Consider the following 25,312-nt stretch of genomic DNA (forward strand, 5'->3'; position numbering starts at 1 on the left):
GTTTAGCATTGGTCGATTAACCAAACGGACGTCGAAAATGAAAAAAATGCTGATCGGAGCACTTCTGGTAATAGCTCCACATTTGGCCTTCGCTGGATGTTTTGGCTCCCCGGGCTTTCAGACATGCACGGATAACAGTGGCAACACGTACAACGTTCAGCGCTTTGGAAACACCACCAACGTTCAGGGAACTAGTACATCAGGCACCACCTGGAATCAGACCAGCCAAAAAATAGGCAATACGGTTTTTCAGAATGGTACGTCGGCAGACGGTAATTCATGGAATGGAACCAGCCAAACCATTGGAAATACGACCTTTCACAACGGAACGGACTCCAATGGAAACTCCTACAACTACACCTGCAACCAATATGGCTGTAATTGACGCATTTGAAGAGACCTCCTTTCAGAGGTCTCTTCCTCAGCCCTAATAAGTCGATAATTCTCGCTGATCACGCTAGCGGCCAGCTCGCTAACAATCCCTCGCATTAACTCCCCTCCTTTAAAGTCAGCCGCTATAGCGGCAAGGACGAAGTCATGCCTGAAGAAAAGATAACGTTCGTGAACGGCGAGCCGTCGAAGTGCGGCTGCCAGATGAAATTCAGCTCTGGCGGTGGTGAGTACTCCGACGTGCTTTACGTGATGCCATGCGCCACACACAGCCCGAAGCCGTTCGGCCCTGTTGAAGTCCGGCGAGATGAAAGTGGTTGGTGGGATCACCCTGACATTCCTTCATTCGAAGGCGAAGATCCGGCGCCCTACGTCGCCTGGGCCGACGGGCAGAATCTAGAACGGAAGGGCTGGCGCATGCTCGACGAACTGGACGGCCACCCCTACGAGAACGGTGAAGCACATTGCAATGGCTGGGAACCAGAGTCGCCGGGGCCTGACTGGTTCCTGATGGGGATCTTCGACACTGAAGACGGCCCGTACGTGAACTGGGCACGGCGTATCACGCAGCAGGTGACCGCATGATCTTCGCCCAGCGCTACATGCTCTGGCACATCTACAAGGGGCCGCGGCGATGAACCGCATGTTCAGCGTCCGCACCGAGGAACTGGCCGGACCGGCACTGAGCTGGGCAATCGAAACCATCGAGGGCAGTCCGCAGCCAGTCGCCGGACAGTTGCAACTCTTCGCCGAGATCGACGCCGAGCAACTGATCGAGAAGTACGGCGTGTGGTGCGAGCGTGGTTACCACTACCCATGGCTCGCCGCTACAGACCGCGAACCCTGGCACCGCATGGACGGCGAAACCCGAACCATCGCCGTGTTCCGCGCCGTGGTCTGGGCCAAGCTCGGCAATACCGTCAGCGTCCCCGCCGAACTCATCCAGCTGTAACCCCCACAACTCAACCAGCCTGCCGGTCAACGGCGGGCGAGGAACTCTCATGCTTGAAAAATCATCCATCCAAGACTTGCACGGTGCCGACTTGGCTCTATGGGCTGCCCGCGCCCAAGGAATCGAAGATAGGAAGCAAATCAAGCTGTATGCCTCGGGGCCGTGCCTGTACCGAGACACAGGTCCAGGCGGTGAGCCATTTCCGTTCCGCCCCGACTCGCACTTGGGTGACGCAGCCATTCTCATTCATGAGATGGCAGAGGCCGGCATCTTGACCCTATTTGCGCATGGCGCTCAGTTCGAGGCCAAAGGCTTTGGGCACGTGGGTTTCTCGGGTGCCGCTCCGACAGCGCTGACCCGTTGCTACATAGCGTGGAAGCTCGGCCAGGACTTCACGGCGATACCGACCAACTAATTCACCACCTTCTGCCGCCACGCGCGGCATGGAGCATTTCCCATGGCAAACGCTACAGCGGCCAAGGCCAGCAGCATCCCGCCGAGGTTCATTCGGTTCATGGATGCACCAGGCTATCTCGGCATGTGCCGGGACGAATTCAACAAAACAGTCAGGCCGAACGTACGTGAATTCCCTATCGGAAAACAGGGCGTGGCGTTTGATCGTATCGAGCTGGATGAGTGGGCAGACGCCTACATCGAGAGCAAGTCGATTGAAAAGACCGTGAATCAGGACAACAATCGCCCTCGCAGCGAGCGCCAGGGTGAAGCCAAAGGAGGTAAACCATGGCGAGAAAAGCGATCTCTGGCCTCTACCAGAAAAGTGGAGTCTGGCAAATCGACAAAGTGTTCCGAGGCGAGCGCCTTCGAGAGAGCACTGGAACAGGTGACCGGCAAGAAGCCGAGCAGTACCTGATTCATCGGCTGGAGCAGCTTCGACAGCAGAAGGTATACGGCGTACGCCGCACTCGAACCTGGGAGGAAGCGGCGACTCGGTTCCTGATAGAGAGCAAGGATCAGCCCTCTATCAAGCTGACGGCGCATCACCTGAAGCAGCTCCACCCATACCTCAAGGATCTGCCATTGACGCACATCGATGACCAGGCACTTGAGCCGTTCGTGAGAGATCGTTTGAAGGGAATGGTGTTGCCAGGTGGGAAGCAGTTGAAGCCGGTAGCGCCTCGCACGAACAACATCTCGATCGAGCGGGTAATACGGGTTCTTTCGCTTTGTGCAAGGAAGTGGCGGGATGAAGAGCGCAGGCCCTGGCTTGATTCGGTGCCAATGCTGGCCAAGCTGGATCTAAAGAAAAAGGTTCGTGAGCCCTACCCCATGACATGGGAAGAGCAATCGATCCTTTTCGGAGAATTGCCGGCGCACCTGCAGACGATGGCCCTGTTCAAGGTGAACACGGGTTGCCGCGAGCAGGAGGTCTGCAAATTGAGATGGGATTGGGAAATCTCGGTGCCGGAACTCGGCACCAGCGTATTCCTGATACCGTCCGACTTTGGTGGCCGAAACGAGCGGTCAGGCGTGAAAAATGGCGATGAGCGACTGGTCGTGCTGAATAGCGTGGCGAAATCGATCATCGACAAGCAGCGCGGCCAGAGCAAGGACTGGGTTTTTCCGTACAACGACAACGCGATACACCGGATGAACGACTCAGCCTGGAAGAAAGCGCGGGTGAGAGCGGCGAAACTCTGGCAGGAGGAAAACCTTCGCCCCGCTCACCCAGGGTACGCATCCATCAGGGTGCATGACTTGAAACACACGTTTGGCCGTCGCCTTCGGGCGGCAGGTGTCACACAGGAAGATCGTAAGGCCTTGCTGGGACACAAGAACGGCAGCATCACCAGTCACTACTCGGGGGCTGAGCTCGGGCATCTGATTGAAGCTGCAAATATGGTATCAGCAACTGACTCTCGGGGGCCGGTGCTGACGATCTTGAAGAGGAAAACTGGATGAAGTCCCGAAAAACTCCCCACCAATGAAAAAGCCCAACTGGCTAGAGTTGGGCTAAGTCATTGAAAAATATGGTCGGGACGGAGTGATTCGAACACTCGACCCCTAGCACCCCATGCTAGTGCGCTACCGGACTGCGCTACGCCCCGACTAGGCGTGAAACTCATCCCTCATCTCGAGGAACGCTCAAGAATATATCGCAAGCTTTTGAAAACTGGAAGTATTTAAAAGCGAGATTTTATTTCTTGAGTACCACCAGAACATCTTCGAGCTCGGCGATCATCTGGCGGATCATTTGTTTGTATTGGGTGGTGTCGTCTTTGGCTTCATCACCGGACAAGCGCAGGCGCGCTCCGCCGATGGTGAACCCCTGATCGTAAAGAAGCGCGCGGATCTGCCGGATCATCAGCACGTCCTGGCGCTGATAATACCGGCGGTTTCCGCGGCGTTTGACAGGGTTGAGTTGAGGAAACTCCTGCTCCCAGTAGCGCAGCACGTGTGGTTTGACCGCACACAGCTCGCTGACTTCACCAATGGTGAAGTAGCGTTTGCCCGGGATGACGGGGAGCTCGTCGTTATGACTTGGTTCCAGCATAAGCCTCAACTCGGGCCTTCAACTTCTGCCCTGGACGAAAGGTGACCACACGGCGAGCCGTGATCGGGATTTCTTCCCCCGTTTTCGGATTGCGGCCAGGCCGCTGGCGTTTGTCCCGAAGGTCGAAATTGCCGAAACCGGACAATTTGACTTGTTCGTTGTCTTCAAGAGCGTGCCTGATTTCTTCAAAAAACAGTTCGACCAATTCCTTGGCCTCCCGTTTATTCAGGCCCAGCTCTTCATACAGACGTTCCGCCATCTCAGCTTTCGTCAGAGCCCCCATACGTCACTTCCTTAACGTGGCGTTCAACCTTTGTTCGAGCGAGGTGAGGATGTTTTGCGTTGCGGTATTCACCTCATCGTCATTAAGAGTGCGCGATGGATGCTGCCAGGTCAAGCCGACTGCAAGGCTTTTTCTATCAGGATCAATGCCTTTACCCTGATACACGTCAAATAGCCTGAGGTCTGTCAGCCATTCGCCTGCATTTTCACGGATTACGTCCAGTACAGCCGTGGCTGCAACGTCTTTGTGAGCAATCAGTGCAAGGTCACGACGCACTTCAGGAAAGCGCGATAACTCGTGGAATTTTGGCATTTTGCCCGACGCTACTTCCGCCAGAACCAACTCGAAGACGAAGACCGAACGGTCGAGGCCGAGGGTTTTCGACAATTCAGGGTGGATCGCGCCAATGAAGCCGACCAGACGACCGTCACGTTCGATGCGCGCGGTTTGACCCGGGTGCAGCGCTGGGTGCTTGCCCGGCACGAAAGTGAACGCATCCAGGGCACCGGCGAAGCCCAGCACCGCTTCCACGTCAGCCTTGACGTCGAAGAAGTCGACGGTATCGCGCCCCTGCGCCCAGCCTTCCGGCAGGCGACTGCCGCAAACAACACCCGCCAACATCGGCTCTTGCTTAAGACCTTCGAGCTGACCAACGAAACGAAGGCCGCTTTCGAACAGACGCACGCGGTCCTGCTGACGATTCAGGTTGTGCTGAAGCGCCTTGACCAGACCCGGCCACAGCGACGAACGCATGGCAGCCATGTCATTGGAGATCGGATTGGCCAGCAGCAACGGCTCGACACCCGGATTAAACAGTTCGAACTGTTTCGGATCGATGAAGCTGTAGGTAATTGCTTCCTGATAACCACGGGCAACCAGCAGGCGGCGCAGTTCAGGCAGATCGCTACGGGCTTCTGCCTTGGCTTGCGGCGCCAGACGCGCTTGCGGGTAACGAACCGGCAAACGGTTGTAGCCGTACAGGCGTGCCAGTTCTTCGATCAGGTCGACTTCCAGGCTGATATCGAAGCGATGGCTTGGCACTTCTACACGCCACTGCCCTGCCCCGTCGGCAGTAATGGTCAGGCCCAAGGCATTGAGCAGACGCTCCACTTCGGCCGAATCCATCTCCATACCCAGCATCTGGGTAATGCGCTGGGCACGCAGGGTGATAGGAGCAATTTTCGGCAGGTGCTGTTCGCTGACGGTCTCGATGATCGGACCCGCTTCACCACCCGTGATGTCCAGCAGCAAGCCAGTCGCGCGCTCCATGGCCTCGCGGGCCAGTTGCCAGTCCACACCGCGCTCATAGCGATGGGATGCATCGGTGTGCAGGCCATAGGAACGGGCCTTGCCCGCTACGGCGATCTGGTCGAAGAAAGCGCTTTCCAGGAACACATCGCGCGTGGTCGCGGAAACACCGCTGTGCTCGCCACCCATGACGCCGGCGATTGCCAGAGCGCGGGAGTGGTCGGCAATCACCAGCGTATCGCTACGCAGGCTGACTTCCTGGCCGTCGAGAAGCACCAGCTTCTCGCCGTCTTCAGCCATGCGCACACGGATGCCACCGTTGATTTCAGCGAGATCGAAGGCATGCAGCGGCTGACCCAGTTCCAGCATCACGTAGTTGGTGATGTCGACGGCAGCGTCGATGCTGCGCACGTCTGCACGACGCAGGCGCTCAACCATCCACAGTGGCGTAGGCCTGGACAGGTCGACGTTACGAATCACACGACCGAGGTAGCGCGGGCACGCGGCGGGCGCCAGCACTTCTACCGAACGCACTTCGTCGTGCGCGGCAGTAACCGAAGCCACTACCGGACGGACCACCGCAGCGGCGTACAGGGCACCGACTTCACGGGCCAGACCGGCCAGGGACAGGCAGTCACCACGGTTCGGGGTCAGATCGACCTCGATGCTGGCGTCTTCCAGGTCCAGATAAACGCGGAAATCCTCGCCCACCGGCGCATCGGCCGGCAGTTCCATCAGGCCGTCATTGCCTTCACCGACCTGCAGCTCGGATTGCGAGCACAGCATGCCGTTGGACTCAACGCCACGCAGCTTGGCCTTCTTGATCTTGAAATCGCCTGGCAGCTCGGCACCGATCATGGCGAAAGGAATCTTCAGGCCCGGGCGCACGTTTGGCGCACCGCAAACTACCTGGAAGGTTTCCGAACCGTTGCTGACCTGGCACACGCGCAGTTTGTCGGCGTCCGGGTGCTGCTCGGTGCTCAGCACCTCACCAACGACCACGCCACTGAAAACACCGGCGGCCGGCGTAACGCTATCGACCTCAAGACCGGCCATCGACAGACGAGCAACCAGCTCGTCGCGACTTACCTGCGGGCTAACCCAGCCACGCAGCCATTGTTCACTGAATTTCATCCTGCTCTCCTAAGAATTCGTTACGACTAGCGAAATTGCGCAAGGAACCGCAAGTCGTTGTCGAAGAACAGACGCAAGTCGTTCACGCCGTAACGCAGCATGGCCAGACGCTCTACGCCCATGCCGAAGGCAAAGCCCGAGAACTCTTCCGGGTCGATACCGGACATGCGCAGCACGTTCGGGTGAACCATGCCGCAGCCCATCACTTCCAGCCAGCCGGTCTGCTTGCAGACGCGGCAGCCTTTACCGCTGCACATCACGCATTCCATGTCGACTTCAGCGGATGGCTCGGTGAACGGGAAGTACGAAGGACGGAAACGCACCGCCAGTTCCTTTTCGAAGAACACCCGCAGGAACTCTTCGATGGTGCCTTTGAGGTCGGCGAAATTGATGTCGCGATCGATCAGCAGGCCTTCGACCTGGTGGAACATCGGCGAGTGGGTGATATCGGAGTCGCTGCGGTATACACGGCCTGGGCAGACGATGCGGATCGGCGGTTGTTTCGACTCCATGGTGCGGACCTGTACCGGCGAGGTATGGGTGCGCAACAGCATGTTCGCATTGAAATAGAAGGTGTCGTGCATCGACCGGGCCGGGTGGTGGCCTGGGATGTTGAGCGCTTCGAAGTTGTGATAATCGTCTTCGACCTCAGGGCCTTCGGCGATGCCGTAGCCAATACGGGTGAAGAACTGTTCGACGCGTTCCAGAGTGCGGGTGACCGGATGCAGTCCACCGGAGGTCTGACCACGGCCAGGCAGGGTCACGTCAATGGACTCGGCAGAGAGTTTGGCAGCCAGATCGGCTTCTTCAAACAATGCCTTGCGCGCATTAAGGACCTCTGTGACACGTTCCTTGGCAACGTTGATCAGCGCACCGACCTGCGGGCGCTCTTCTGCCGGCAAATTCCCCAGGGTCTTCATCACCTGAGTCAATTCACCCTTCTTGCCAAGGTAGTGAACCCGGATTTGCTCCAGGGCATTGATATCTTCAGCGCTTTGCACAGCCTCTAGAGCTTGAGAGACGAGCGCATCCAGGTTTTCCATGTACAGACTCCAGATACAAAATAGGGGAAGAGCTTGAAGGCTCTTCCCCTATTTATGACGTTTAACACCTGGCCCCACAGATGCGAGGCCGGGTAACTGTCGGGGGTACTTAAGCCAAGGTGGCTTTAGCTTTCTCGACAATCGCAGCAAACGCCGCTTTTTCGTTCACTGCCAGATCAGCCAGAACCTTACGGTCGATCTCGATGGACGCTTTTTTCAGGCCGGCGATGAAACGGCTGTAGGACAGACCGTTGATACGAGCACCAGCGTTGATACGAGCGATCCACAGAGCGCGGAACTGACGTTTTTTCTGACGACGGTCACGGTAGGCGTATTGGCCTGCCTTGATTACCGCTTGCTTGGCAACACGGAATACGCGGGAGCGTGCGCCGTAGTAGCCTTTAGCAAGTTTCAGAATTTTTTTGTGACGCTTACGGGCAATGACGCCACGCTTTACACGAGCCATGAGTTACTTCCTCTATTCTTGACTAAAATTAACGAAGGCGCAGCATGCGCTCGACTTTTGCCACGTCAGACGGATGCAGCAAGCTGCTACCGCGCAGTTGACGCTTACGCTTGGTCGACATTTTGGTCAGGATGTGGCTCTTGAAAGCGTGCTTGTGCTTGATACCGTTAGCAGTTTTCAGAAACCGCTTAGCAGCACCACTTTTGGTCTTCATTTTTGGCATGTTCGGATACTCCGCATTCAGTTGATAAACATAATCAGAAGGCCTGCCGTGCCCTGTTGATTACTTCTTCTTTTTCGGGGCGATGACCATGATCAGCTGGCGTCCTTCCATCTTAGGATGCTGTTCGACCGAACCGTACTCGAGCAAGTCACCTTCAACTCGCTTGAGGAGTTCCATCCCCAGCTCCTGGTGGGCCATCTCACGGCCGCGGAATCGCAAGGATACCTTGGCCCTGTCCCCATCACTCAGGAAACGTACCAGGTTGCGCAGTTTTACCTGGTAATCCCCTTCCTCCGTCCCTGGACGAAACTTGATTTCTTTAACCTGAATCTGTTTCTGGTTTTTCTTGGCCGCAGCAACCTGCTTCTTCTTTTCGAAGATCGACTTGCCGTAGTCCATCAGTTTGCAAACAGGGGGTACTGCATCGGCGGAAATCTCCACCAGATCCAGCTTGGCCTCTTCAGCCTTAAGAAGCGCGTCTTCAATTGACACAATCCCAAGCTGTTCACCTTCAGCCCCAATTAACCGAACCTCGCGTGCCGAGATATTCTCGTTGATCGGGGCTTTCGGTGCAGCTCGTTTATCTTGTCTCATTTCACGCTTAATAATAATTACTCCGAATCTGGGCGACCACGCCGGGAAACCGCTTGCGCGAGAAACTCAGCGAACTGGGCGACGGGCATCGAGCCCAGGTCAGCACCTTCACGAGTACGCACAGCGACAGTCTGCATCTCGACTTCCCGATCTCCGATAACCAAGAGATAAGGAACCTTGAGCAAAGTATGCTCGCGGATTTTAAAGCCGATCTTTTCATTTCTCAAGTCAGACTTGGCACGAAATCCGCTTTCGTTGAGGGTTTTTTCAACTTCAGCGGCAAAATCGGCCTGTTTATCAGTGATATTCATCACCACTGCCTGGGTCGGCGCCAGCCACGCAGGGAATGCACCCTCGTAGTGCTCGATCAGAATTCCGACGAAACGTTCGAAGGACCCCAGGATCGCCCGGTGCAACATGACCGGGTGCTTGCGGCTGTTGTCTTCGGAGACGTATTCGGCTCCCAGACGGACAGGCAGGTTAAAATCGAGCTGCAGGGTACCACATTGCCAGACGCGACCGAGGCAATCTTTCAGCGAGAACTCGATCTTCGGACCGTAGAACGCACCCTCGCCCGGCTGCAGATCGTACGGCAGGCCCGCGCTATCAAGGGCTGCGGCCAGCGCAGCTTCGGCGCGATCCCAAAGCTCGTCGGAACCGACGCGTTTTTCCGGACGAGTGGACAGCTTCATTTCGACATCTTTAAAGCCGAAATCGGCGTAGACGTCCATGGTCAGCTTGATAAACGCGGCGGACTCGGCCTGCATCTGCTCTTCGGTGCAGAAGATGTGGGCGTCGTCCTGAGTGAACGCGCGCACGCGCATGATGCCGTGCAAGGCACCCGATGGCTCGTTACGGTGGCATGCACCGAACTCGGCCAGGCGCATCGGCAGCTCGCGGTAGCTTTTCAGGCCCTGGTTGAACACCTGCACGTGGCACGGGCAGTTCATTGGCTTGATCGCGTAGTCGCGGTTTTCCGACTGGGTGGTGAACATGTTGTCGGCGTAGTTGGCCCAGTGCCCGGATTTCTCCCACAGGCTGCGGTCAACGACTTGCGGCGTCTTGATCTCCAGGTAGCCGTTGTCGCGCTGAACCTTGCGCATGTACTGCTCGAGCACCTGGTACAAAGTCCAGCCGTTCGGGTGCCAGAACACCATGCCCGGCGACTCTTCCTGGGTGTGGAACAGGCCCAGGCGCTTGCCGATCTTGCGGTGGTCGCGCTTTTCGGCTTCTTCAATGCGCTGGATGTAAGCCGCCAGTTGCTTCTTGTCCGCCCATGCGGTGCCGTAGACGCGCTGCAATTGCTCGTTCTTGGCATCGCCGCGCCAGTAGGCGCCGGACAGCTTGGTCAGTTTGAAGGATTTCAGGAAGCGGGTGTTCGGCACGTGCGGACCGCGGCACATGTCGACGTATTCTTCGTGATAGTACAGACCCATGGCCTGCTCGTTCGGCATGTCTTCGACCAGGCGCAACTTGTAGTCTTCGCCACGGGCCTTGAACACTTCAATCACTTCGGCGCGCGGAGTGACTTTCTTGATCACGTCGTAATCTTTCTCGATCAGCTGCTGCATGCGCTGTTCGATGGCCGCCAGGTCGTCCGGAGTGAAAGGACGCTCGAAGGCGATGTCGTAATAGAAACCTTCATCGATGACCGGACCGATGACCATCTTGGCAGTCGGGTACAGCTGCTTGACCGCGTGGCCAACCAGGTGGGCGCAAGAGTGGCGAATGATCTCCAGCCCCTCTTCATCCTTTGGCGTGATGATTTGCAGCGACGCGTCGCTGTCGATGATGTCGCTGGCGTCGACCAGCTTGCCATCGACCTTGCCGGCAACGGTGGCCTTGGCCAGGCCTGCACCGATGGATGCGGCGACCTCGGCTACGGAAACCGGGTGATCGAATGAACGTTGACTGCCGTCGGGAAGAGTAATAGTTGGCATGGCGCCTCCTCTCCTAGTGGTGACCCCTACCAAAGGTCACGTGGGTTGGGATGAGCCAGTACAAGATCCGGTCCAGGCCATTCAATGACGAACGCCTGCCTTACAGCGGCAGGAGCCTTGCGGCCAACCGGAAAACCGAACCAGAGTGACTGGGATTCAAATCAGGGTTAATCGTGCATCTGCCGCCACCGGGACTGAAGGTCCGTCGGAGCCTGCAAACGCCCGAGCGGGGCATGCTAGCACAGATGAACGGTTGTCGACTTGCACGCATTCAGGCCGTGAAGATTTCCTCACTTTTCAGGCGCCGAGTGAACTTGAGATATACGAGCCGCCTCAAATTGACTGAGAATCGCCACAGATATCGACCCCAAGGAGTTCCTGTCATGCGCCTTACCCGTCTTTTTGCCATTGCCGCCCCGCTTGCCCTGCTGCTGCCACTGAGCGCCCACGCTGCCTGGCCAGCGGGCCTGAAAGCCAAATACATGACAGATTGCTCGGCGGCTGCCAGCAAAAGCATCAACCCGTCCGAAGCACAAAAGCACTGCGCGTGCGGCGCCGACGTCCTGGACAAGAAATTCACCACGCAAGAGATCGCGCAACTGATGGACCCGAAAACACCGCCATCAAACGAATTGGCGCAGCGTGCACTGACCGAAATCTCCGTGTGCAAAGCCAAGAAATAACGCGTTCAAGTAGAGGTTTTGAAGGTTTCGAAGGCCAAAATCAGCCCAAAAACCGCTGATTCACATAATTTATGCAGCTTTTATGGCTTTTTTTAATCGCCCCTTTTCAGGCGCAAAGCCGCTTAAACCGGGGCCTTCAGCCATTCAGCGCAACGAAAAGTGTGCGATAGCAGAGCAAACAGCTCGCCCGGGGGGCTCCCAAAGCGAACATTTCGACTATGATACCCGGGTGTGCCCAGTTGGCCTGAGCAGCACAGTACTACTGAAAATATATGTTTCTTGGAGATACACCATGTCTAATCGCCAAACCGGCACCGTTAAATGGTTCAACGATGAAAAAGGCTTCGGCTTCATCACTCCTCAAGGTGGCGGTGACGACCTGTTCGTACACTTCAAAGCTATCGAAAGCGACGGTTTCAAAAGCCTGAAAGAAGGCCAGACTGTTTCCTTCGTGGCTGAGAAAGGCCAAAAGGGTATGCAAGCTGCTCAAGTTCGCCCAGAGTAATTTCCAGGCGCACTAAAAAAACCCCGTCCATGTGACGGGGTTTTTTATGGGTGAAACAAAAGCCGAACGATCAGCCGCAGTTGACGCGGGTCACTACCCGGCTGGCATCGGTGTTCAGGTTCAGGCGATCGGAACGGTACTCCAGCGTCACCATATCGGTTGGCAGCAGGAACCGTGCACTTTGCGCCCCTGCCCGGGTACGCGCCTGCTCAAGCAGTTGCGGCGATGCCTGTTTGCCGATGGTGAACTCGGCAGCCTTTGCCTCACAACGACTGTGACCCGTGTCAGTCGTAGCAACATCCGGTGTTGCCGACTCCGTAGAGGGAGTGCTGCAACCGGCCAGTGTGGCAACGGCCAACAAAGTACCCAATGACGCGAGCTTCCAAGGCATGAAGCCTCCTTATTCAATGATTAAGCTGAGATCGTGCGACAACCAGACTCGCGTTTGGTTTCACAGGGAGCACTAGGGGGCGTTCTCAATTAGTTTCCCTACCGCGCCGGGTCTGCTGTTGTGCAGGGCAAGGCGTGAGAAGTGCAGTTTGGTCATTCCAAATCAGCTTCGAGCAACACAGCCCTGCACAACAGCAGGCCCGGCCCTTCGGGCTGTGCCTTAAAGCTGGCCATGCTGCGTTGCAGGCCTTGGAAAGGGAACAACCATTCCCAGCGGCCTACGCCTTGCCTGGCCAGCTTTAAGGCGACAACGCGGTGGGGAAACTAATTGAGAACGCCCCCTAGCACCCTGCCCATGATCCGGACGAGCCGCGATTCTGCCTGAGCGTCGCCCTGCCCTTAACCACTGAATCGTGACTGAATATGAACGACGCTCAATAGACGTCGATGTAGTCGTAAGGAGGATTGGGCCAGTTCTCTTTCAAGGCATTGAAGATTTGCATGACCCAGACTTCATCGCTGGCCGCGACCCGCCCGACATAACCGGAGCCCTTGGCCCAGGTTTCGAGCCGGAACAACAACCCGTCGATATCGGTGCCACCCACGACACCCGAGGAAATGTAGGCAATGCCGCCTTTGGTGACTCGCAACTGGGTGTGCTCATCGTCACTGGCGCCGGCCAGCAACTGACGCACCGCCTCAAGAGTCAGGCCATCCGGGGAGTTCAAATCGATCTGCACAGCGTGTTCCTTGAATATTCGTCAGAGACCAAGTGTCGCACAGCCCTCCTTTACTGCCTAAGTCGACGTGTCAAAAGCCCCGCAAAATGGTTAACTCGGCACTCAGACTTCCCCGACCTCACGAGCGCCATCATGACCACCGTAAGCATCGACGCTGACATCAAGGCCAAGTGGCAAGACGGCCACAGCTCCTACAGCCCCAGCAGCACGGAAGAGCTCGCCATTATCGGTATCGACCTTCTGGTCAGGGACCTTGGAACCGAAGCCGCCCAATCGTTCATCGAGCAGATTTTCGAGAAACATCTATCGGACCAGAAGACCTAAGCGGTTAGCGCGAGGGAGTGAAGCCCGCAGGCAAGCACCTGCGGGAGGTGATGCTTACTTCAGACGGGCCAGGCGCTCGGTCAGCAGATCGAAGAAGCCCTGGGCGTCGCCGCTTTCTACCCAAAAGGCGTTCTTTGGCGCATTCAAGCCGTCGTACCAGTCGACGATGGTTTGTCCAAAGGTCGGTCCTTCGCGGCTGTCGACCACCACGTTGACCGAACGGCCGCTGAACAATTGCGGCTTGAGCAGGTAAGCGACAACCGTGGCGTCATGCACCGGACCGCCTGGAATGCCGTAGTGCTCCATGTCGCCCTTGATGTACTCATTGAGAATGTCGCTCACCAATCGGCTGGCATTGTTATTCAGCGCGGCAATCTGTTGTAGGCGCGCTTCGCTGGTAAGGATCTTGTGGGTCACATCCAGCGGCAGGTAGGTCAGCTTCACACCGCTCTTGAGCACCACTTCGGCCGCTTGCGGGTCGGCGAACAGGTTGAACTCGGCCACTGGCGTGATGTTGCCGCCGTTGAAGTGCGCACCGCCCATGACCACCACTTCCTTGATGCCCTGAACGATACCCGGCTCCTGGATCAGCGCCAGGGCCAGGTTGGTCTGCGGGCCAAGCATGGCGATGGTAATGCTGTGGGGCTCGGCAGATTTCAGGGTATCGATCAGATAGGTGATAGCGCTGCCCTTGGCCAGACCCTTCTTGGGCTCATGCACGGCAATGCCCGACAACCCTTCCTTGCCATGAATGTCCTCGGCGTAGATGGGTGTGCGCATCAGGGGCCTGGGCGCCCCCGCATAGACCGGAACCTCTTCGCGCCCCGCCCACTCCCGTGCCAGTCGCGCATTACGCGAGGTCTTGTCCAGGCGAACGTTGCCGGCAACGGTGGTCAATGCCCGAACATTCAGTTCGTCTGGCGATGCCAGGGCGAACAACAGGGCAACAACGTCGTCAGCCCCCGGATCGGTGTCGATGATCAGGTTGATCTTTGGTGCCGCGTGGGCGCTGGTTGCGGTCATCAGGGTCAAAAGCAGCAGGCTCCGGAGCAGTGGGTGCAGTTTCTGAGCATAGCGATACATGGCGCACTCCTTGTGCATGGGACATCAAAACGCGGACAGCCAGTCAAAACGTAACGCCGGCGACCAGCACAATGTTGCAGTACGGCTGGCATTCGCCTGTACGAACAATCGCCTTCGCTTGTCGGCTCAAGACCTTGAATTGTTCATGGGTGAGCAACTCACGACGACCCAACACGCCTTCGCCGTTCAGCTCTTCCAGCGCGACCAGGGCTGACGGCTTTTTATCGAAAATTTCCTGAGCCAGCACGTGGCTTTCGACCTGCATCTCACTGAGCACGACCTTCAAGGTGCTGACAAAGTCCGGAATGCCATGGGTCAAGGCCAGGTCGATCAATTCAACGCCCGTTGGAACCGGCAGGCCCGCATCCCCGATGACGACCAAGTCGCCATGCCCCAATGAAGCGATCAGCCGCGACAGCGCAATGTTGAGCAGAGGTGTCTTTTTCATGGAGTTTTAAACGCCTGTACATCGCTCAAGGCGGGAATCGAAGGTTGCGCGCCGGCACGGGTGACCGACAGTGCCGCAGCCACTTGCCCGAAGCGGATCGCCTGTGCCTCATCGTTACCCGCCGCCAGTGCCGCAGCGAAACCGCCGACGAATGTATCGCCAGCCGCCGTGGTATCGACAGCCTTTACCACGGGCGCGGGAAAATGCTCGAAGCGTTGGCCATCGGTAAACAGCGAACCTTGCGCACCGAGGGTGATGATCACCTTGCCGGCGCCCAAGGCAATCAGTCGGGTCGCCGCGGCTTGCGCGGTGTCCAGGGAGTCCACCGACAGACCGCTCAGGGCCGATGCCTCGCTCTCGTTGGGAATCAGGTAATCAATAGACGCGTACCAGTCCGGTGGCAGCGGGCGGCTGACCGGTGCCGGATTGAGGATGACCGTCTTGCCCAGTTCGCGGCCGCGCTTGAGCGCATGACCAACAGAAGCATCGGGTACTTCCAGCTGGCAGATGAGCACGTCCGCCGCGCGTATCACCGAATCAAAACGGTCAATGGCTTCAGCGGTCAACGCCCCGTTGGCACCGGGGACGATCACGATGGTGTTCTGACTGCTGTCGTCGACCACAATCAACGCCACGCCGCTGGAGCCGTCAATGGTGCTCACCGCCTGGCAATCGATCTGTTCGGCCAACAGCGCCCCGCGCAACGCCTCACCATAAGCGTCATTGCCCACGCAGCCGATCATCGACACCTGGGCCCCCAGCCGCGCCGCAGCCACGGCCTGGTTGGCACCCTTGCCGCCGGAGACGGTGGTAAACGACTGACCGATCAGCGTTTCACCGCCCTTGGGCAAGCGTGGTGCCCGGGTCACCAGGTCCATGTTCAAACTGCCTATTACCACTACTTTTGCTGGCATACATTGCTACTCATCGATTCTGTTTCGGCGGCGCTGTTGATTCAGCGGCTTTCTGTTTTCAACGGCTCTCTGCTTTCAACGGCTTTCTGTTTTCAACGGAAGTAGGCAAACACGCCGGCCAGCGGCGCCGTCGATTCACGTATGACAATACTCGGCGTCACGATCCGCTGATCGGTCGCCAGGCCCGGCGTGGCGATTCGCCGCAAAAGCACTTCGGCGGCCATTTCGCCGAGCTGCAGGATCGATTGCCCGACCGTGGTCAACGACGGGTAGACATAGCGACTCATCTGGATATCGTCGAAGCCGATCACCGACAACTCGCTCGGCACGCGAATGTTGCGCTCGGCGGCGGCCCGTAGCACGCCGATGCCGATCATGTCGTTGGCCGCAAAAATGGCGGTAGGCGGATTGCTTGCCAGCAGAATCGCGGCGGCGCTGTAACCGCCGGTGCTGGTGAAATCGCTTTCCAGCGTGCGCTCGGGAGAGACTTCGACACCCGCCTCCTTCAAGGCCCGGCGATAACCCGCCAGACGCATCTGCGCCACACTGGTGTTTTCCGGCCCGCTGATGGTGGCGATATCCCGGTGCCCCAACTCCAGCAGGTGCCGGGTCGCCAGGTACGCGCCGTATTCATGGTCGATGCGCACCAGGTCCGCATCGACACCGTCCAGTCCTCGGTCGACGATCACCATGGGCGTACGGACGCCTTTCAGACCTTGTACCAGGCCACGGTCGCCACCGGCCGAGGCGACGATCAGGCCGTCGATGCGTTTTTCCAGCAGCACACGCAGGTAACTGCGCTGTTTGTCCGGATTGTCGTCGGAGTTGCACAGGATGACGCAGTAACCGTTTCGCTCGCAGTAATCCTCGATACCCCGGGCCAATTCGGCGAAATACGGGTTGAGGCTATTGGGCACCAACAGGCCGATGGTCGCCGTGGTCTTGGCCTTGAGCGAACGGGCCACGGCACTGGGGACGTAGTCGAGGGTCTGGATTGCCGCCTCGACCTTGATCCGGACTTCTTCACTGACCGGGCGGGTCTTGTTCACCACATGGGAAACCGTGGTGTAGGAAATGCCGGCAAGGGCTGCCACATCTTTGATGGTCGCCATGACTCAGGTCCGCCGGCTTGCGCGTTGACTGCGATAAGTGTCCAGCACCACCGCCACCACGATCACCGCGCCGGTAATGATGCGTTTGGTCGGCTCGGTTGCCCCGATCTGCGCCAGCCCCGCGGCCAGCACGGAAATGATCAGGACGCCAAAAAACGTGCTGATCACCGAACCGCGCCCGCCCATCAGGCTGGTCCCGCCGATCACAACGGCGGCGATCACTTGCAACTCAAGACCGGAGCCAGCATTCGGGTCGGCGGCTTCCAGGCGAGAAATCTGGAACAACGCGGCAATACCGGCCAGCAACCCCATCAGGCTGAAGACCAGGATCTTGTATGGCTTCGGATTGATCCCCGCCAATCGCACGGCCTCTTCGTTGGTGCCGATACCGATCAGGTAGCGACCGAACACCGTGCGGGTCAACACGGCCTGGGCGACGAAAATGATCAGCAAGGCGATGATGAACGACGGCGAAATGCCAAAGGCAATCGGATTGGACAACCAGGCGAACGCATCGCCGATGTAAGCCGTACGCGAACCGGTCATCTGGTACGCCACCCCACGGGCCATTTCCAGCACGCCCAGGGACACGATAAACGACGGAATCCGCCAGGCCACAGTGATCGAACCGGTGATGGTACCGGCGAGCGCCGCGACGGCCATGCCCAGCAGCGCCGCCGGCAGCACGCCCCAGCCCCAGCCAAGAATCGCCACGCTCACGGTCGAGGCCGCCAAAGCCAGCACCGAACCTACCGACAGGTCGATACCACCGATGATCAGCACAAAGGTCATGCCGACCGCCAGTACCATCAGGTCCGGAATCTGGTTGGCCAGGGTGCTGAACGTATCGTAGGACAGGAAATGACTGCTCAGCACCGAGAACAGCACGATCATCGCCAACAAGGCCCCCGCCAGGCCCAGATAGGTGCCCAGACCGTAGAAGTTGCCACTGCGTTTGCCGGCGAAAGAAGCGGTATTCATGGAAGATCCCTAGGCGCGGCTTCAAAGAGCTGCGCATCACGTTTTTGGTAGCCGGCGAAAGCAGCGGCGAGCAACTCATCCTGGGTCCAGTTGTCGCGATCGAATGTATCGATCAGCCTCCCCGCCGAAAGCACGCCGATCCGGTCGCAGATCAACATCAGCTCGCGCAAGTCGCTGGAGACCACCACCAGCGCCTTGCCCTGGCGGGTCAATTCGCCGAGCAGGTTGTAGATATCGAACTTGGCGCCGACGTCGATGCCACGGGTCGGCTCGTCGAACAGCAACACCGAGCAATCGCGCTCCAGCCAACGGCCGATGACGACTTTCTGCTGATTGCCGCCGGACAGCTCGGACACCAACTGTGCCGGACCGGAGCTGCGAATGCGCATGGCGTCGATCTGACGCTGGGCCAAAGCGTTTTCGCCATCGTTGTCGACAAAGCCCGCGCTGGAGATGCCAGGCATGTTGCCCAAGGCGATATTGGCGCCGATCGATTGGGTCAACAAAAGGCCTTCGCCCTTGCGGTCTTCGGTGATCAAGGCAATGCCATGACCGACCGCGTCCACTGGTGAACGGATACTGACGACCTGCTCCGGCGAACCCAAGGCAATCGTGCCACTGTCGGCGATATCGGCACCGAAGATCAGACGCAGCAACTCGGTGCGCCCCGCGCCGATCAAACCGGAAATCCCGAAAATCTCTCCAGCACGGACTTCGAACGACACGTCGCGAACCTTGTCGGCACGGCTCAGGCCCTTGACCGTCAACACCGGAGCGCCAATCTTGCGCGTCCCCATATCGATGTGTTCGCCGAGCTCGCGGCCGACCATCAGCGTGACCAGTTGCTCGCTGTTGTAGTTGGCCATCGGCTCGACACAGACCAGGTTGCCGTCGCGCAGCACGGCAATGCGTTGCGCGACTCGCGCCAGTTCTTCGAGGCGATGGGAGATGTAGATGATTGATACGCCGCGAGCCTGCAGGCGGGTGATCTGCTCGAACAGCATTTCGACTTCGCGGGCAGTGAGCATCGCGGTCGGCTCGTCGAGAATCAGCACATGACAATCGCCAATCAGGTTGCGGGCGATCTCGACCATTTGCTGGTGGCCGATGCCCAGTTCGCCGACCAGTGTATCCGGGTCAATGGCGTCGAGCCCGACATGAGCCATGGCCTCGATGGCAGCCTTGCGCAACTGCTTGCGACTGATCCACCCGCCCTTGCTGGGCAGGTTGTCGAGAAACAGGTTTTCCGCCACCGACAGGGTCGGCAGCAGATTGAGCTCCTGCATGACCATGCGGATACCCAGCGCTTCAGCCTGAGCCCGGCTACCCGGACGATAATCCTGCCCCTGAAACTGCATCTGGCCGGCGGTCGGCGTGACCAGCCCGCCAATAATTTTCGATAGCGTGCTTTTGCCTGCACCGTTCTCGCCGGTCAACGCCAGCACTTCCCCGCGCATGAGCGTCAGGTCGATGCCGGCCAGGACCGGTTGGGCGTAGGTCTTGCCGATACCGCTGACCGAGAGGACAGCGTTCGGAGCGCAAACTGACATAAAAACTCTCCATGCGCTCGTCCGCTGGACGAGCGCCGTTACGTCGCCAGAAGGCTACTTGGTGACCAGCTCTACCGGCGTTTCGATCACGCCATTGGCACCGCCGTCGACCTTCTCACCCTTGAGAATCTTCAATGCAGTCTCGATGCCGAACACAGCCTGTTTGGCCGCAAACTGGTCCGCGGTGGCCAGCACGCGACCATCCTTGAGCATCGGCTGGATGGCATTGATGTTGTCGTAGCCGACCACTTGCACCTTGCCGGCCTTGCCCGCGGCGCGCACGGCAGACACCGCGCCGACCGCCATGCTGTCGTTGCCGGCCAACAGGGCCTTGGTTTGCGGGTATTCGCTGAGAATCGACGCGGCGACCTTGTTGCCCTTGTCGATCTCCCAGTCACCGGATTGCAGGGACACGACCTTGATCTGCGCCGCCTCCATCGCATCCTTGAAACCTGCGGTTCGCTGCTGGGCATTGGTGGTGGTGGACACACCTTCGATGATGCCGACTTCGTCACCGGCCTTCAGCTGTTTGGCCAGGTAATCCCCCACCAGCCGTGCGCCCTTGCGGTTGTCCGGGCCTACGAACGGAACACTGATGTTTTTGCTTTTGACGACGGCTGGGTCCAGCTGGTTGTCGATGTTGATCACGGTGATGCCGGCATCGATGGCCTTCTTGATCACCGGGACCATGGCCTTGGAGTCTGCCGGTGCAATCACCAGTGCATTGACCTTGGCCAGGATCATCTGCTCGACGATGCGCGTCTGGCCTGCGGTGTCGGTTTCATCCTTGATGCCGTTGGAGATGAGCTCGAATTCGCCGGAGTGATCTTTCTGGTAGGCCTTGGCGCCGTCCTCCATGGTCAGGAAGAACTCGTTGGCCAGAGATTTCATGACCAGTGCGACTTTCGGCTTTTCAGCGGTTTCAGAAAAAGCCGAAGAGACAGGCAATGCAGCGGATGCGGCAGCCAGCATAGCGACAGCGAGAAGACGTCCAGCGAATGGCAGCTTCATGGGTTCACTCCGTTCTTATGATTATTGTGAGCAACGCTTGCGCTGGCGTAAGCTTCACGGCCCACCACGATGAAAAGCCATCATTGGAGCCGCGCAAACGTTTGCGTGAACCAAACTATGCGAACCCTGCCGATATTTGTCAACGACCTGAAAAGCGCTTTCACAGATGCGTGGCGAAAAAACGGCATTCAAATCATGCCGTGGTGTTGACCACCGATCCCATGCCGGACCCCTTGGCCAGCTCCTTGACCAGGCTCGCACTCACTTGCAGGATGGCGCCGTTGGTGTCGGCCACCTGCCCCTGAATGGCCGCTACCGCGGTGGTCTTGGCTTCCGGCGTCGGATAGGACGCCGCCTGGGCTTGCGCCAGTTGCTGCTGTTGCTCGCGCAATTGCTGCTGCAACTCCTTCAGACGCTTGAGCAAGACCTTCACCGCAACGCTGGTGTTATCGCTGGTTTCCGATTCGGCCTGTGCGCCGGCACTCTCCCCCAAACCGACCTGGCCCGTCTTATCCTGGGTGCCGTCGCTTTTATTTGCGCCCCGCGCTTGAGCAGCCGCATCAGCTGCTGCGTCGCTCAAGGCACGAAGGGTAGCGGCCGATTTGCCACCGATGGTGATGCCGGCGGCATTGGGAATGCCAACGGATAACGACATGTGAACTCCTGAAGTAAAAGATCCCTTGAGGGAGCATCGACCGGCGCGGGCGTTTCTTTAGTCGTTAGGGATGATTTGACCCGTTGAAATCTTAAACAAGATCGCGATCCGTTTCGGAGAGCCGAACGCGAAAGCTAAACATGTTCGGCATTCCGGACGCCCCGCCCCCGAAACCGCCCTGGACACAAACAGCAATACCGTTACAAATCATTAAGTTAAGTGTGTTTTTCGATTCAGAGTATTACTGGTACAGATCCTGCTCTTCCTCTCGCACCCCCGGCGTTCAGATTCGCCCGGGGCGTATCTAGATGAACCTGCATCTGCACCGTCTCACAACTAGAAGAGAAAAATAATGACATCTGCACTTAAGACCTTTGTTCCGGGCGCCTTGGCCCTCCTGCTGCTTCTGCCTACTGCCCTTCAGGCCAAAGAAGCCGAAACACAACAGAAACTGGCCAACGTGGTGATCCTCGCCACCGGTGGCACCATTGCCGGCGCAGGGGCCAGCGCCGCCAACAGCGCAACCTATCAAGCGGCGAAAGTCGGCATTGAACAGTTGATCGCCGGCGTTCCTGAACTGAGCCAATTGGCTAACGTTCGCGGCGAACAGGTCATGCAAATCGCCTCCGAAAGCATCACCAACGAAAACCTGCTGCAACTGGGTCGCCGCGTAGCCGAACTGGCCGACAGCAAAGACGTCGATGGCATCGTGATCACCCACGGCACCGACACCCTGGAAGAAACGGCGTACTTCCTGAACCTGGTGGAAAAAACCGAGAAGCCAATCATCGTCGTGGGCTCCATGCGCCCAGGCACCGCGATGTCCGCCGATGGCATGCTGAACCTGTACAACGCAGTGGCCGTGGCCAGCAGCAAAGACGCGCGGGGCAAAGGCGTGCTGGTGACCATGAACGATGAAATCCAGTCGGGTCGCGACGTCAGCAAAATGATCAACATCAAGACCGAAGCGTTTAAAAGCGCCTGGGGTCCGCTGGGCATGGTGGTAGAAGGCAAATCCTACTGGTTCCGCCTGCCAGCCAAGCGCCACACCATGGATTCCGAGTTCGACATCAAGACCATCAAGAGCCTGCCTGACGTCGAGATCGCCTACTCCTACGGCAACGTCAGCGATACCGCCTACAAGGCCCTGGCTCAATCGGGCGCCAAAGCCATCATCCACGCAGGCACCGGCAATGGCTCGGTATCGTCGCGGGTAGTTCCTACCCTGCAAGCCCTGCGCAAGGACGGCGTGCAGATCATTCGCTCCTCCCATGTCAACGCAGGTGGCTTTGTATTGCGCAACGCCGAACAGCCTGACGATAAATACGACTGGGTCGTGGCCCACGACCTGAACCCGCAAAAGGCGCGGATCCTGGCGATGGTCGCGTTGACCAAAACCAATGACAGCAAAGAACTGCAACGGATGTTCTGGGAGTACTGATTCGCCCTCGCCCGACCGGATCCGGTCGGGCACCCCGTGCGCCATTCGCCAGCCTTGGCGAGTGGCTGCCGCTGGAACTTACATAAAAACTCCCTTCGCCTTACGCCAAACGGAACAAATCGCTGTCAGAGGATTTTCTTGATTTTTAAGCAGTTGCGAAATGGCCTACAGTTAAATACTGTATGCACGTACAGCTTAATAAGGATAATTCCGTGGACACCACCTCTGCCTCTCCTGACACCTATGTACGCATGGGCCTGCGCGTTCAGAAAATCATCAACTCTCCCACCGCACAAAAGGCCAGGGCAGCGCTGATCTTCCGCCTGCCTGACGAACCAGTGGATGAATGGGAACGCTTGCTGGAAGAAATCGACGAAAACGACAACGTCACCCTCGCCTATCGCGACGATGGCGGCGTGCAGATTTTCTGGGTTGTGCCGAAGGAAGATTGAGTCGATGAGTGTCCGCTGGTTTGCTTTGCTGTTTCTGTTTTTTGTCGTGGGTGCGCAAGCCGACGCGCCGCGCACCTTCACCGAAGCGAAAAAGGTGGCCTGGAAGCTCTACGCGCCCCAATCCACCGAGTTTTACTGTGGCTGCAAATACACCGGCAACCGGGTGAACCTTGCCACCTGCGGTTATGTGCCCCGTAAAAATGCCAAACGCGCAGCCCGCATCGAGTGGGAGCATATTGTTCCGGCCTGGCAAATCGGTCATCAACGCCAGTGCTGGCAAGCGGGCGGTCGCAAGAACTGCACCCGCTACGACCCGGTTTACCAGAAGGCCGAGGCTGATTTGCACAACCTGGTGCCCAGCATTGGCGAGGTCAATGGCGATCGCAGTAACTTCAGCTTTGGCTGGTTGCCCGAGCAGTCGGGGCAATATGGTTCCTGCCTGACCCAGGTCGACTTCAAGGCCAAGAAAGTCATGCCCCGCCCTTCCATTCGCGGCATGATCGCCCGGACCTACTTCTACATGAGCAAGCAGTATGGCTTGCGCCTGTCGAAACAGGATCGGCAACTCTACGAAGCCTGGGACAAGACCTATCCGGTACAGGCCTGGGAGCGCCAACGCAATCAGAGCGTGGGTTGCGTCATGGGGCGCGGCAACGAGTTCGTCGGCCCGGTAGACATGAAGGCCTGCAGCTGAATCCAGAACAGGACACCTGAAACGACAAAGGCCTCGGGGCTAAACACCCGAGGCCTTTTTTGTTTCTTCAACGTCTGCACTACGTTATTGAGCGACTGGACGCTCAAGCACCAGCAATTCGATGTTCTGTTTCTTCGAGCGAGTGAGCGCCGCGCGGACTTCATCCTGTTTGGCTTCGGCCTCGGCTTTCGAGTTGAACGGCCCCATCAGGATTCGGGTATTGCCATTCTCCTTGACGACGCTGGACATGAAACTGTGCTCGATCAGCCAGCCACTCAGATCGCTGACCGCCTGAGGGGTTTCACCTCGCACTTCAAGATCCCATTGCGGACCGGACACTGGAGCGGGTACAGCAGCCATGGCCGGCTTGGGCTTCGGCGCATCCACACTGCTGCCCTCACCACATCCTGCCAGTGCCAATATCGCGATGACCAAAACCATTTTGCGCACGACGCTTCCCTCTAAATGCATAAAGCGGCGATTTTAACACCCATGAATACTTCAAGAGTGCCGTAAAATGGGCTCAAAACAACGAGAATGATGGTTACGGCCTCTGTATAGTTACGCCTTGGGAATTAATGCCGCATCTGCGCGTCAGAAAGAGGCACCCAAACCGCGAGACTTCGCACTAATCTATACATAACACCGACCTCTGCACTGTCCGAATCAGGTGCCCCACAAAGCAATCAAGGAGAAGACCATGCTGATACTCACCCGCAAAGTCGGTGAAAGCATAAACATAGGTGATGACATTACGATCACCATCCTGGGCGTAAGCGGCCAGCAAGTCAGGATCGGTATCAACGCCCCGAAGGACGTTGCAGTGCATCGTGAAGAAATTTACCAGCGCATTCAGGCCGGCCTGACCGCCCCGGAAAAGCCGCAATCCTGAATCCTGTTGCAGTCAGTAGCCAGCCCGTTCAGTCCGGAATCACGGCTGGCTAAAGATTCAGCATCCCATCGCCCTGCGCATTTACCCCCCCCCACCCCCTAGGGGCCGATACTAGCGGCAAGCTTTACCCTATTGCTGTCAGACTTTTCTGGTTTACCCCAGGGAAGGATGCGTTCGCTCCGTGGTTAACCAAGCATTACGCCCCGTGCCATGCCCGTCGCCGCTACTACCATCAGCAGTACCAACAGCGCCTCGATATGACTGATCCGTGCAAACAGCTTCGCACGGCCAGTATCGATCGTCACTTTACGGGCAAGCGCTATCCGCCATTTGATCAGCGTCACCATGGGTGCGATTTCCAGCAGCAAGATCAGGACGAACAGCGTCATCTTCAGATGAAACAGCGGTTGATGCAGGTAATAGTCCGTACCCTTCTCGTACCCGCCAAACGCTCGCATCCCCCCACTGATCAATAAAACGACAGCTGAAATACCCCAGATATTGTCCGCCATCAGAACACTGCGCACCTCTGTGGCCCCGTCGGCCAAACGCCGAAAAGCCGTGCCCCGAACCAACACCGCCCAGAATCCCAAGGCAAATGCCAGAAGATGAACCGCCGCCAGAAACCAGTGAGTCAGCATCGAGAAACTCC

Annotated in this window: 33 protein-coding genes and 1 tRNA gene; 13 read left to right on the top strand and 21 right to left on the bottom strand. The window is 57.9% G+C overall.

The window, feature by feature from the left end:
* Positions 1–37: 37 nt before the first annotated feature.
* The 6 genes from KGA96_RS15470 to KGA96_RS15495 all read left to right on the top strand — a co-directional run bounded on the left by KGA96_RS15470 (position 38) and on the right by KGA96_RS15495 (position 3,262).
* A complete protein-coding gene (locus KGA96_RS15470; RefSeq protein WP_223513500.1) occupies positions 38–385 on the top strand; it encodes a hypothetical protein in 348 nt (115 codons plus the stop codon).
* 152 nt (positions 386–537) lie between these two features.
* Positions 538–975, top strand: coding sequence for a hypothetical protein (locus KGA96_RS15475; RefSeq protein ID WP_223513502.1), 438 nt, complete (start codon positions 538–540; stop codon positions 973–975).
* 49 nt (positions 976–1,024) lie between these two features.
* Positions 1,025–1,342, top strand: coding sequence for a hypothetical protein (locus KGA96_RS15480; protein WP_223513504.1), 318 nt, complete (start codon positions 1,025–1,027; stop codon positions 1,340–1,342).
* Between the two features lie 49 nt (positions 1,343–1,391).
* Entirely contained in the window at positions 1,392–1,757 is a 366-nt protein-coding gene (locus tag KGA96_RS15485) for a hypothetical protein (protein WP_223513507.1), read from the top strand.
* A 42-nt stretch (positions 1,758–1,799) separates the two neighbouring features.
* Positions 1,800–2,213: a hypothetical protein gene (locus KGA96_RS29755; protein ID WP_223513510.1), complete on the top strand. Its 414-nt coding sequence runs from the start codon at positions 1,800–1,802 to the stop codon at positions 2,211–2,213.
* Positions 2,144–3,262 carry a tyrosine-type recombinase/integrase gene (locus KGA96_RS15495; RefSeq protein ID WP_223513567.1) on the top strand — a complete coding sequence of 373 codons (1,119 nt, stop codon included), beginning with the start codon at positions 2,144–2,146 and terminating at the stop codon, positions 3,260–3,262. Before KGA96_RS29755 ends, KGA96_RS15495 begins: the two co-directional genes overlap by 70 nt.
* Before the next feature lie 69 nt (positions 3,263–3,331).
* On the opposite strand, the gene KGA96_RS15500 is transcribed toward KGA96_RS15495, so the two are convergent.
* The 9 genes from KGA96_RS15500 to thrS all read right to left on the bottom strand — a co-directional run bounded on the left by KGA96_RS15500 (position 3,332) and on the right by thrS (position 10,785).
* A tRNA-Pro gene (locus KGA96_RS15500) sits at positions 3,332–3,408 on the bottom strand.
* Positions 3,409–3,497: 89 nt separating this feature from the next.
* Positions 3,498–3,854, bottom strand: a complete 357-nt coding sequence (locus KGA96_RS15505; RefSeq protein ID WP_003179985.1) for a MerR family transcriptional regulator — start codon at positions 3,852–3,854, stop codon at positions 3,498–3,500.
* A complete protein-coding gene (gene ihfA / locus KGA96_RS15510; RefSeq protein WP_002553164.1) occupies positions 3,835–4,137 on the bottom strand; it encodes an integration host factor subunit alpha in 303 nt (100 codons plus the stop codon). The genes KGA96_RS15505 and ihfA overlap by 20 nt, the downstream gene beginning before the upstream one ends.
* Before the next feature lie 3 nt (positions 4,138–4,140).
* A complete protein-coding gene (gene pheT, locus KGA96_RS15515) occupies positions 4,141–6,519 on the bottom strand; it encodes a phenylalanine--tRNA ligase subunit beta (RefSeq protein ID WP_046041581.1) in 2,379 nt (792 codons plus the stop codon).
* 26 nt (positions 6,520–6,545) lie between these two features.
* Positions 6,546–7,562, bottom strand: coding sequence for a phenylalanine--tRNA ligase subunit alpha (gene pheS, locus KGA96_RS15520; RefSeq protein WP_007975711.1), 1,017 nt, complete (start codon positions 7,560–7,562; stop codon positions 6,546–6,548).
* A gap of 109 nt (positions 7,563–7,671) precedes the next feature.
* Complete coding sequence (gene rplT / locus KGA96_RS15525; protein WP_007905879.1) at positions 7,672–8,028, bottom strand: 50S ribosomal protein L20; 357 nt, start codon at positions 8,026–8,028, stop codon at positions 7,672–7,674.
* 28 nt (positions 8,029–8,056) lie between these two features.
* Positions 8,057–8,251 carry a 50S ribosomal protein L35 gene (rpmI, locus tag KGA96_RS15530; protein WP_002553160.1) on the bottom strand — a complete coding sequence of 65 codons (195 nt, stop codon included), beginning with the start codon at positions 8,249–8,251 and terminating at the stop codon, positions 8,057–8,059.
* Positions 8,252–8,311: 60 nt separating this feature from the next.
* Positions 8,312–8,863, bottom strand: coding sequence for a translation initiation factor IF-3 (gene infC, locus KGA96_RS15535; protein WP_172668659.1), 552 nt, complete (start codon positions 8,861–8,863; stop codon positions 8,312–8,314).
* A complete protein-coding gene (thrS, locus tag KGA96_RS15540; RefSeq protein ID WP_046041582.1) occupies positions 8,863–10,785 on the bottom strand; it encodes a threonine--tRNA ligase in 1,923 nt (640 codons plus the stop codon). The genes infC and thrS overlap by 1 nt, the downstream gene beginning before the upstream one ends.
* Before the next feature lie 383 nt (positions 10,786–11,168).
* On the opposite strand from thrS, the gene KGA96_RS15545 reads away from it, so the two are divergent.
* On the top strand, positions 11,169–11,468 hold the full coding sequence (locus KGA96_RS15545) for a hypothetical protein (RefSeq protein WP_046041583.1): 300 nt from the start codon (positions 11,169–11,171) through the stop codon (positions 11,466–11,468).
* Positions 11,469–11,760: 292 nt separating this feature from the next.
* Positions 11,761–11,973 carry a cold-shock protein gene (locus tag KGA96_RS15550; protein ID WP_003179963.1) on the top strand — a complete coding sequence of 71 codons (213 nt, stop codon included), beginning with the start codon at positions 11,761–11,763 and terminating at the stop codon, positions 11,971–11,973.
* 70 nt (positions 11,974–12,043) lie between these two features.
* On the opposite strand, the gene KGA96_RS15555 is transcribed toward KGA96_RS15550, so the two are convergent.
* Together KGA96_RS15555 and KGA96_RS15560 are read right to left on the bottom strand one after the other, a co-directional pair.
* Complete coding sequence (locus KGA96_RS15555; RefSeq protein ID WP_046041584.1) at positions 12,044–12,364, bottom strand: I78 family peptidase inhibitor; 321 nt, start codon at positions 12,362–12,364, stop codon at positions 12,044–12,046.
* A gap of 433 nt (positions 12,365–12,797) precedes the next feature.
* A complete protein-coding gene (locus KGA96_RS15560) occupies positions 12,798–13,103 on the bottom strand; it encodes a hypothetical protein (RefSeq protein ID WP_007975706.1) in 306 nt (101 codons plus the stop codon).
* A 132-nt stretch (positions 13,104–13,235) separates the two neighbouring features.
* Between KGA96_RS15560 and KGA96_RS15565 the strand changes: the two genes are divergently transcribed.
* Positions 13,236–13,427: a hypothetical protein gene (locus KGA96_RS15565; RefSeq protein ID WP_046041585.1), complete on the top strand. Its 192-nt coding sequence runs from the start codon at positions 13,236–13,238 to the stop codon at positions 13,425–13,427.
* Positions 13,428–13,481: 54 nt separating this feature from the next.
* Here the strand turns inward: KGA96_RS15565 and KGA96_RS15570 are convergent, their stop codons facing one another.
* The 8 genes from KGA96_RS15570 to KGA96_RS15605 all read right to left on the bottom strand — a co-directional run bounded on the left by KGA96_RS15570 (position 13,482) and on the right by KGA96_RS15605 (position 21,181).
* Positions 13,482–14,510 (bottom strand): nucleoside hydrolase, encoded by a 1,029-nt coding sequence (locus KGA96_RS15570; protein ID WP_046041586.1) that lies wholly within the window; start codon positions 14,508–14,510, stop codon positions 13,482–13,484.
* A 43-nt stretch (positions 14,511–14,553) separates the two neighbouring features.
* Entirely contained in the window at positions 14,554–14,958 is a 405-nt protein-coding gene (gene rbsD, locus KGA96_RS15575) for a D-ribose pyranase (RefSeq protein ID WP_046041587.1), read from the bottom strand.
* Complete coding sequence (rbsK, locus tag KGA96_RS15580; protein WP_046041588.1) at positions 14,955–15,872, bottom strand: ribokinase; 918 nt, start codon at positions 15,870–15,872, stop codon at positions 14,955–14,957. Before rbsK ends, rbsD begins: the two co-directional genes overlap by 4 nt.
* A gap of 92 nt (positions 15,873–15,964) precedes the next feature.
* Positions 15,965–16,984: a LacI family DNA-binding transcriptional regulator gene (locus tag KGA96_RS15585; RefSeq protein ID WP_046041589.1), complete on the bottom strand. Its 1,020-nt coding sequence runs from the start codon at positions 16,982–16,984 to the stop codon at positions 15,965–15,967.
* 3 nt (positions 16,985–16,987) lie between these two features.
* A complete protein-coding gene (locus KGA96_RS15590) occupies positions 16,988–17,965 on the bottom strand; it encodes an ABC transporter permease (protein ID WP_046041590.1) in 978 nt (325 codons plus the stop codon).
* Positions 17,962–19,515, bottom strand: a complete 1,554-nt coding sequence (locus KGA96_RS15595; RefSeq protein ID WP_223513512.1) for a sugar ABC transporter ATP-binding protein — start codon at positions 19,513–19,515, stop codon at positions 17,962–17,964. Before KGA96_RS15595 ends, KGA96_RS15590 begins: the two co-directional genes overlap by 4 nt.
* Before the next feature lie 54 nt (positions 19,516–19,569).
* Positions 19,570–20,526: a sugar ABC transporter substrate-binding protein gene (locus KGA96_RS15600; protein ID WP_223513515.1), complete on the bottom strand. Its 957-nt coding sequence runs from the start codon at positions 20,524–20,526 to the stop codon at positions 19,570–19,572.
* A 193-nt stretch (positions 20,527–20,719) separates the two neighbouring features.
* A complete protein-coding gene (locus KGA96_RS15605) occupies positions 20,720–21,181 on the bottom strand; it encodes a hypothetical protein (protein WP_223513516.1) in 462 nt (153 codons plus the stop codon).
* A gap of 352 nt (positions 21,182–21,533) precedes the next feature.
* Here KGA96_RS15605 and KGA96_RS15610 point away from each other — a divergent pair, with 352 nt between their 5' ends.
* The 3 genes from KGA96_RS15610 (at position 21,534) to KGA96_RS15620 (ending at position 23,768) form a co-directional block, all read left to right on the top strand.
* Positions 21,534–22,622: an asparaginase gene (locus KGA96_RS15610; protein ID WP_046041594.1), complete on the top strand. Its 1,089-nt coding sequence runs from the start codon at positions 21,534–21,536 to the stop codon at positions 22,620–22,622.
* Between the two features lie 182 nt (positions 22,623–22,804).
* Positions 22,805–23,074, top strand: a complete 270-nt coding sequence (locus KGA96_RS15615) for a DUF1654 domain-containing protein (protein ID WP_046041595.1) — start codon at positions 22,805–22,807, stop codon at positions 23,072–23,074.
* Between the two features lie 4 nt (positions 23,075–23,078).
* Complete coding sequence (locus KGA96_RS15620) at positions 23,079–23,768, top strand: endonuclease (RefSeq protein WP_223513518.1); 690 nt, start codon at positions 23,079–23,081, stop codon at positions 23,766–23,768.
* 84 nt (positions 23,769–23,852) lie between these two features.
* Here the strand turns inward: KGA96_RS15620 and KGA96_RS15625 are convergent, their stop codons facing one another.
* Positions 23,853–24,218 carry an SPOR domain-containing protein gene (locus KGA96_RS15625; RefSeq protein ID WP_223466166.1) on the bottom strand — a complete coding sequence of 122 codons (366 nt, stop codon included), beginning with the start codon at positions 24,216–24,218 and terminating at the stop codon, positions 23,853–23,855.
* Positions 24,219–24,468: 250 nt separating this feature from the next.
* Between KGA96_RS15625 and csrA the strand changes: the two genes are divergently transcribed.
* Entirely contained in the window at positions 24,469–24,660 is a 192-nt protein-coding gene (csrA, locus tag KGA96_RS15630) for a carbon storage regulator CsrA (RefSeq protein WP_007975691.1), read from the top strand.
* A 185-nt stretch (positions 24,661–24,845) separates the two neighbouring features.
* Here the strand turns inward: csrA and KGA96_RS15635 are convergent, their stop codons facing one another.
* Complete coding sequence (locus KGA96_RS15635) at positions 24,846–25,301, bottom strand: DUF2214 family protein (RefSeq protein WP_223513520.1); 456 nt, start codon at positions 25,299–25,301, stop codon at positions 24,846–24,848.
* Positions 25,302–25,312 lie beyond the last annotated feature (11 nt).

The sequence above is a fragment of the Pseudomonas sp. GL-R-26 genome (genome assembly GCF_019947365.1).
Classification (GTDB): domain Bacteria; phylum Pseudomonadota; class Gammaproteobacteria; order Pseudomonadales; family Pseudomonadaceae; genus Aquipseudomonas.